Source organism: Methylobacterium sp. P1-11, from assembly GCF_008329595.1.
Lineage (GTDB): Bacteria > Pseudomonadota > Alphaproteobacteria > Rhizobiales > Beijerinckiaceae > Methylobacterium.
In genome coordinates this window covers 1-608 of record NZ_NPKS01000120.1, presented here as the reverse complement: position 1 = coordinate 608, position 608 = coordinate 1, and the positions used below count along the sequence as shown (strand labels likewise).

The 608-nt window shown below is 71.1% G+C and carries 1 pseudogene; it reads left to right on the top strand.

Annotation, left to right across the window (positions count from 1 at the left end):
- Positions 1-608 (top strand): annotated as a pseudogene (locus CIW48_RS32995) (glycosyl transferase); the annotation flags it as partial.

Here is a 608-nt window from a genome sequence, read left to right as displayed (position 1 = left end):
CGGGGCATTTCGACCACGGCTTCTACCGGGCCCGCTACGGACTGTCCGAGGCGGACGACGCCGCGCGCGACTACTGCGACACCGGCTGGCGGAAGGGCCATAATCCCAGGCCGGACTTCAACGGGAAGGCCTACGCCGACGCGCATCCCGGGATGCGCGAGACGGGGCTCGCGCCCCTCGTGCACCTCCTCGCCACGGCGCTGATGCACGGCACCGACATCTCGGCCGGTGCCTTTTACCCGCGCTACGGCACGCCGGATTCACGGGATTCGGCGCTTGCCGACGAGGCTCGAGTAATCGCGCCGTTCTTCGACGCCGCCTTCTACGCAAAGCGCAACCCCGACGCCGCCGATGCCCCCGGCGGGCCGCTCGCCCACTTCGTCGCCTACGGTCAGCATGAGGGGCGCGACCCGAGCGAGGCGTTCTCGATCGCGTTCTACAGGGAAACCTACGGCCATCTTCTGGGTGCGGGGGAGTCGCCGTTCCTGCACTACGTGCGCACCGGCCGGGCCGCCGGGCTGATGGCTGCGCCCGAGGATCTCGGCACCTACCCGCCCATGGAAGCCCCCGCGGCCCACGAATGGGACCGCCTGCCCCGGGCCCTGCCC